This is a genomic window from Mesorhizobium sp. M7A.T.Ca.US.000.02.2.1, from assembly GCF_003996995.1.
In the GTDB taxonomy this organism is placed as follows: domain Bacteria; phylum Pseudomonadota; class Alphaproteobacteria; order Rhizobiales; family Rhizobiaceae; genus Mesorhizobium.
In genome coordinates this window covers 1-7,077 of record NZ_RZTT01000324.1, presented here as the reverse complement: position 1 = coordinate 7,077, position 7,077 = coordinate 1, and the positions used below count along the sequence as shown (strand labels likewise).

The 7,077-nt window shown below is 64.4% G+C and carries 4 protein-coding genes; all 4 read right to left on the bottom strand.

Features of this window, described 5'->3' with window-relative positions; all coding sequences use genetic code 11:
- A partial coding sequence (locus tag EOD15_RS25000; RefSeq protein ID WP_148129637.1) for a sulfate ABC transporter substrate-binding protein occupies positions 1–1,005 on the bottom strand: 1,005 nt, incomplete at its 3' end.
- Positions 1,006–1,225: 220 nt separating this feature from the next.
- Positions 1,226–1,984: a M15 family metallopeptidase gene (locus EOD15_RS24995; RefSeq protein WP_164761836.1), complete on the bottom strand. Its 759-nt coding sequence runs from the start codon at positions 1,982–1,984 to the stop codon at positions 1,226–1,228.
- A 203-nt stretch (positions 1,985–2,187) separates the two neighbouring features.
- A complete protein-coding gene (gene pbpC / locus EOD15_RS24990) occupies positions 2,188–4,278 on the bottom strand; it encodes a penicillin-binding protein 1C (RefSeq protein WP_127321402.1) in 2,091 nt (696 codons plus the stop codon).
- A 212-nt stretch (positions 4,279–4,490) separates the two neighbouring features.
- Positions 4,491–7,077, bottom strand: a 2,587-nt coding sequence (locus tag EOD15_RS24980) for an alpha-2-macroglobulin (RefSeq protein WP_148129636.1), incomplete at its 5' end; no start/stop codon positions are given.

The window sequence follows — 7,077 nt, the reverse complement described above, 5'->3', positions numbered from 1 at the left end:
GTCGAATATACCACCATCGCCGAAATGATAAGGCTGTGCTTTTTTCCAGCCACCAAACTGTGGATCGTCGATGGTTACGAGCTTGATCGGCGGCAGCTTGGCGAGGTCCTCGGCCGGCACCAGATCGGGCTTGGCAGGACGATAATGGTTCTTGGCGATGATCGTCTGCGCTTCTTTGGAATAGAGCCAGCTCAGATAGGCTTCGGCGACCTTGCGCGTGCCCTTGGCATCGACATTGGCGTCGACCACCGCCACCGGCGGTTCTGCCAGGATGGAGGTCGGCGGGTAGACGATGTCGAAATTGTCGGCACCGAACTCGTCCAGCGCCAGATAGGCCTCGTTTTCCCAGGCGATAAGCACATCGCCAAGACCCTTTTGCGCGAAGGTCACGGTCGAGCCGCGCGCGCCGGTGTCGAGCACCGGGGCATTGGCGTAGAGCTTGCCGACGAACTCCTTGGTCTTGGCCTCGTCGCCGCCGTCATTGGCGTTGGCGTAGGCCCAGGCGGCGAGATAGTTCCAGCGCGCGCCGCCGGAGGTTTTCGGATTGGGCGTAATCACCTGGACACCGTCCTTGACGAGGTCGCTCCAATCGTGAATGCCTTTGGGATTGCCCTTGCGGACGAGGAAAATGATGGTCGAGGTGTAAGGCGCTGAATTGTTTTCGAATTTGGTGCGCCAGTCCGGATTGATCTTCTTCGCCTTCGAGACGATGGCGTTGATGTCGCCTTCAAGTGCCAGCGTCACCACATCGGCGTCGAGGCCATCGATCACGGCGCGGGCCTGGGCGCCCGATCCGCCATGCGACTGCTGGACGGCGACGGTCTCTCCGGTCTCGGCCTTCCAATGCGCGACGAAAGCTTCGTCATAGGCCTTGTAGAGCTCGCGTGTCGGATCGTAGGACACGTTGAGAATGGTGGTATCGGCAAACGCGAAACCGAGCGTGCCGAACTGGACAGATGTGGCGACCAGTGCGCCGAGCAGTTTCCTGAAATGAGGTTTGGTCATTTCTGCCTCCGTTGAACCCGCGCCAAATCTACCGAATTGGTAGAAATTAGATGCATTCAATGTTGCCTTTTTTGCCCCTCTTGAGAAAATGTTCGACGCTATTTCGCCGTTAGGAGAAATATTTTCCTCTTGCCGCCTAAGGAAGAATCCATGGCCCGGCCACTCAGCCTATCTAGCAAGGGGCGGTGCCGAGGCAAGGTGTGGAATTTGGTCGGGTGCATCAATCTGCGGTGATGGGAAAGTCGAAACGCTGTCTGGCGAACGGTTCGCTTTTCAGCGTGAAGTGCCACCATTCCCTTGCATAGTTCTTGAAGCCGCCGGCGCGCATGGCGTCGACAAGCATCTTGCGGTTTGCCGCCGCTTCACTGGCAAGGCCGCGGTGGGCGGTTTCGCTCATCGGATCAAAGCAGTCGAAACCGGTGCCGAAATCGAGCGTGTCGGCATCGCCCGCGCCGCAGGCCGGGTTCGGGCTGGACCCTCGGTCCGTTCGGGCGAGGGCGACGTCGACGGTCGAGCCACGTGAATGGGTCGATAGTTCTCCGACATAGCCCTTGGCGATCAACTCGCCGCGCCTGACCTTCGGATACCATTGCGGATCGGGCGGCCCGCCCTCACGCGTCCATTCGCCCATGTCGGCGACGGCGCGGGCAGGGCGGTAGCAATCGAACACCACCAGGGTCAGGCTTTTGGCTGCGATCGCTTTCTGGACCGCGGAGAGTGCCTTTGCCGCCTGCTGGGTGAGAATGCAGGCGGGTGCGTCGTAGCCATTCACCTTGCGGTGCAGAAAATTATCCGATCCGGCGTAGCGGATGTCCTGGCGGATCGAGGGGTCGACATCGGCGAGCCGGACGAAGCCGGCGGGCAGGGCATCGGCCAAAGCGGGGAGAGGAATTGCCCCGACAAGGATTGTTGCTGCCAGTGCTGAGGCTGCCGACAAGAACGGATTGCGCGAGGCACCCCCCTCTGCCCTGCCGGGCATCTCCCCCTCAAGGGGGGAGATTGGCAGCTTTGCCGTTGCGCCTTGTCTTTGACGATTGGCGAAAGCGGAAATGAAATCCGATCTCCCCCCTTGAGGGGGAGATGCCCGGCAGGGCAGAGGGGGGTGCCTTGGAACAAGCATGGGCAAGTGTCCTGCTATCCTCTGGCCTTGGAAAGCTAAGCCTATGAATCGCTTGCAGCCGTCTATTCGACAAACACCTTCACACTCGCCGCACGCCCTGCGGCGTCGATGACGGTCAGCGTCGAATAGCCGGCGCCGTCGGGCTGCCAGGTCGCGGTGCGGCGACGATCGATGCCTGCCAGCGGCTTGCCGTTGGCGAGCCAACGGAACGGCGCACGGCCGCCTTGCAGCTTCAGCACCAGTGGCGAGGCGTCGGCCGAATTGGTGCCGAGGTCGACGCGGGCGCCGTCGGGCGGGAAGATGATGGTCGGTGCGGGTTCGCTCACCGTCGCCTGCACCAGGCCGTCCGACCCGGCGCCGAAGCGGGCGAGCGTCACCGGCAGGTCCTCGCGTCTGGGGCTGAACATGCCGGGCGGTTTGCCCGGCAAGGGGACGGTGGCGAGGCCCGAGCGGACAAAACCCTCGAACAGAATGGGAGCGGCCGAGACATAGCCGGAAAGGCCGGGCACCGCGCCGGCATCGGGGCGGCCGACCCAGACGCCCAGCACATAGCGGCCGTCGAAGCCGACCGACCAGGCGTCGCGGTATCCATAGGACGTTCCGGTCTTGTAGGCGATGCCGCGCTGCAAGGCACCCTCGGGCGGCTTGACGCCCGACAATATTTCGATGATCTGCCAGTTGGCCTGACCGTCGAGGATGGTGGCGCTGGTGCGCTCGGCATTGGCAGGCTCGGTGCCGTCATGCAGCGTGTGCGTCTTGCCGCCATTGGCGAGCCCTGTGTAGAGCTGGACGAGGTCGCGCAATGTCACCCCGACGCCGCCAAGACCGATGGCCAGGCCCGGGGCTTCGTTGACCGGCAGTATGGGGCTGACGCCGGCCTGGCGGAAGCGCGCCATCAGCCGCGTTGGCCCGACCGCGTCGAGCACGCGGATCGCCGGCACATTGAGCGACAATTGCAGCGCTTGCCGGATGCTGACATCGCCCTGGTAGCCCATGTCGAAATTCTTCGGCCGGTAGCCGGAGAAATCGACGGGGCTGTCGTCGATCAGCGTTTCCTGCGCCACCAGGCCCTGTTCGAAGGCCAAACCGTAGATGAAGGGCTTTAGCGTCGAGCCTGGCGAGCGGACGATCTTTGTCATGTCGATCCAGCCGGAGCGGCTGGCGTCGAAGAAATTGGCCGAGCCGACTTCGCCAAGGATGTCGCCGGTGCGGGAGTCGGCCAGCACCATAGCGACCGACAGGCGGGGGCCGAGCTTGGTGGCCGCGTCCCTCGCCACCTGTTCCAGCCCTTCCTGGACGCTCTTGCGGATCGTCAGCTGCAAGGGCTGGCCGGGGACGGCCTTGGGCAACATCGCATAGGCGGCGTGCGCGGCGAGCGCCGGCAGCGTGCGACGCAGGTCCGAGACATCGTCGAGGGCGGCCCGTGCGGCCTCGCGCTCGCCGAGCAGGCGGGAGGAGACCATTCGGGTCAGCACCCGGTCGCGGGCGGCGTGGGCGATCTTCAAATTGCGGTCGGGCCGGCGCTTTTCCGGCAGCTGCGGCAGAGCGACGAGCAGGGCGGCCTCGGAAACGGTGAGCCGTTTCGGCTCCTTGCCGAAATAGGCGAGCGAGGCGGCGCGCACGCCTTCCAGATTGCCGCCATAAGGCGCCAGCGTCAGGTAGCGTTCGAGGATTTCGCGTTTCGACAGCCGCCGCTCTATCTGGATGGCGCGCAGCATCTGCTTGACCTTGGAGCCGAGGCTGCGGCTTTCGCGCGGCTCGATCAGCCGGGCAAGCTGCATCGAAAGCGTCGAGCCGCCGGAGACGATGCGGCCGCTGGTGGCGAACTGGCCGGCGGCGCGGGCCAGCGCCAGTACGTCGACACCTTCATGGTCCCAGAAACGCTTGTCTTCGTAGGTGACCAGCATGTCGACGAACTGCTTGTCGACCTGGTCGAGGCGGGTTTCGAGCCGCCAGTAGCCGTCCGGCGTGGCGAAGGCGCGCAACAATTCGCCGTCGCGGTCCTGGACTTCGGTGGAGACCGTGAGTTCGGCTGGAAGCGGGGGCGGGAAGGCGTGGTCGAGCGCCCAGAGGGTGGTGGCGGCAATTGCGGTGAGTCCAATGAGGGAGGCTCCTGCAACGGCCGTGCGACGAAGGAACTTCTTGGAAAGCATGGCGCCGCCCCTCATCCGGCTGCCGCCACCTTCTCCCCGTATAGTGACGGGGAGAAGGGTGCTGTCATGGCCGTTGGCGCTTTTCCCGCAACGTTCAAAGTTGGCGAAAGCTTTGTTGCAGGCCTCTTTCTCCCCGTCACTATACGCGGAGAAATGCCCGGCAGGGCAATGAGGGGCAGCACAAGCCTCACTTTCATATTCGCCAAGGCGCCTTACGGCGCCTTGATCTCCATCATGCCGGTGGCGGTGCGGGCCGAATATTGCGGCCGGTACATGTCCTCCACCGTTGCCGCCGGGTGCGCATAGGTACCAGGCGTCACCGCGCGCACGACATAGGCGAGCGTCAGATTGTGGTCATGATCGCCGTCGGCCGGGTTGAACGCCGCGACGAAACGGTCGTCGCGGAATTCGAGATGCGCGGCATCGGTCTGCGCCAGCCACGAGAAGTTCGTCAACTGGGCGCTGGAGACCAGGCCGGGATTGTCGATCTCGAAGCCGGCCGGCAACAGGTCGGTGACCAGCAGGCGCGACGGCCATTTGTTCTGCTCGTTGACCTTGAGCACGACGACATAGCGTTCGTTCTGCGTCGCCTCGGTGACATTGGCCTCGGTGCCGTCGAGCTTGTAGTAGGTGCGGTTGATGGTGAAGCCGTCGCCGCCGGCCGGCAAGGGCTGGACCGGCGACGCCACGGTGGTGACGACGGCCTGCAGCGGGGTCTTGCCGGTGTTGACGATGGTCAGCGGGCTGTCGGCCAGGTCAGAGCCTTCCACCTGGTTGGAGTAGCCGCCGGAATGCGCCGCGCCATTGACGGCCAGCATGATCGTATCATTGCCCTCCTTCAGCGCGCGGGCCGCCAGCAGCATCCAGGATTCGTCCTGGGTGGTGGTCCAGCGGGCTTCCGCGCGTTCCCTGGTCACCAGCTTGATCAGTTCCGGCACGATTGTCGGCACCGGCTTCGATTCCGCCGCCAGCGCCAGCATGGCCGCGCCATCACGCAGCCGCGAACCGTAGTCGGAGCGGTAGTAGTCGTAGTCGGTGGTGGACTTTGCCAACTGCAAGGCGGTCTTGAAGGTGGCTTCGGCGCGCGGTGTATCGCCGTAGAGCGCCAGGCTTGCCGCCAGCTGGGCAACGGCCATCGGACTTGAGAAAGCTTCGAGTTGGGTATCCGCATAGTAGCGCAGGTCGCCGATCGAGGCCTTCTTGTTGCGGGCCAGAACGTAGAGGGCGTAGGCGATCTCGCTGCCACGGTCCTGCACGCTCTGGTCGTAGCCGAGCGAGTTCTGCAAATTGCTCAGCGCCTGGTTCATGGCCAGGCTCGGCACGTCGTATTTCTGCTCGCGCGCCCTTGTCAGGAAGTCGGTGACATAGGAATCAAGCCACAGATCGCCGGAGCCCGGACCCCACAGGCCGAAGCTGCCGCCCGAGGCCTGATAGCTCAGAACCTTATAGATGGCGTCCTGGATGCGGCCATGGATATCGGGGTCGCTGGCCATGCCGACGCCGGAAGCCAACTCATTGACGTAGAGAAGCGGCATGGCGCGGCTGGTGGTCTGCTCGGCGCAACCATAGGGGTAGCGGTCGAGCGTCATCAGCAGCGACGGCACGTCGAAGGCGGCGGCCTGCGAAACGCCGACGCTGACGGAGGCGCCGTTGAGCAGGCTGGCTGCCAGCAGTTCCTTGTCGACGCGCAGCGCGCCGCCATTGCCCTTGAGGTCGACCACCAGCCGGGTGGTCACCGGCAATTGCGCCGGGCGCACCGGCACATAGAGCGTCTGCTCGACCTTGGTGCCGTCGGCATGGGCAAGCTTGATGGTGAGCGAGGCATTGCCGGCCGTCTGAGCGATCAGCGGCACGGTCAGCGTCTGGCGCTTGCCCTGGGCGAGCGTCAGCTTCTGGGGCAGGGGCTTGTCGCCGGTCGACAGGTCACCCGTCGTTTCGATCGAGAACGCATAGTCGCCGGCCGGACCATCGGTGTCGGCGACGTCGAGGCGCATGACGGCGGCGTCACCAGGCGCCAGGAAGCGTGGCAGGCCAGCGGTGATCACGATGGGATCGCGCACGATGACATCGGACTGGGCGTGGCCGACCGCATCCTTGGTCCAGGCGACGGCCATGACGCGCACGGTGCCGTTGAACTGCGGGATGTCGAAGTCGACGCGCGCCTTGCCGTCGGCATCGAGTTCGACGATGCCGGAGAAGAAGGCGACCAGTTTTTCGGTCGGCGGGTTGCCTTGCGCCTGCATGTTGGCGCCGTCGCCGCCGGTCCGGAGCTTGCCGGTATTGCCGAGCGAGCCATCGATCAGGCGGCCGTATATGTCGCGGATTTCCATGCCCAGCATGCGCTGGCCGAAGAACCAGTTCTCCGGATCCGGCGCCTTGTAGTTGGTCAGGTTGAGGATGCCGACATCGACGGCGGCAACCATGACGTAGGCATTGCTTCCCGGCTGCACGCCGGCGACCGAAACCGGGATCGACAGCTGCTGGCGCGGCATGGTCTTGTCCGGCGGCGTCAAGGTGATGGCGAGCTTTTTCGAGCCCGGATCGACCTTCAGCCATTTCACGCCGATGGCGCGGGCCGGCATGCGCGTTTCCTGCGCATCGCCCGGCCGGAAGAGGGTTGCCGTGACATAGGCACCAGCACCCCAATCGTCGCCGACCGGTATGTCGACCGTGCTGCCGCCGGCCGGCACGGATGCCGTGACGGTCTTCAACAGCTTGTCGGAACCGATGTTGATCAGAAGTTCGCCGGCAAAGTGCGGCGAGACTTTCAGCTTGGCCACTTCGCCGGCGGCATAATTG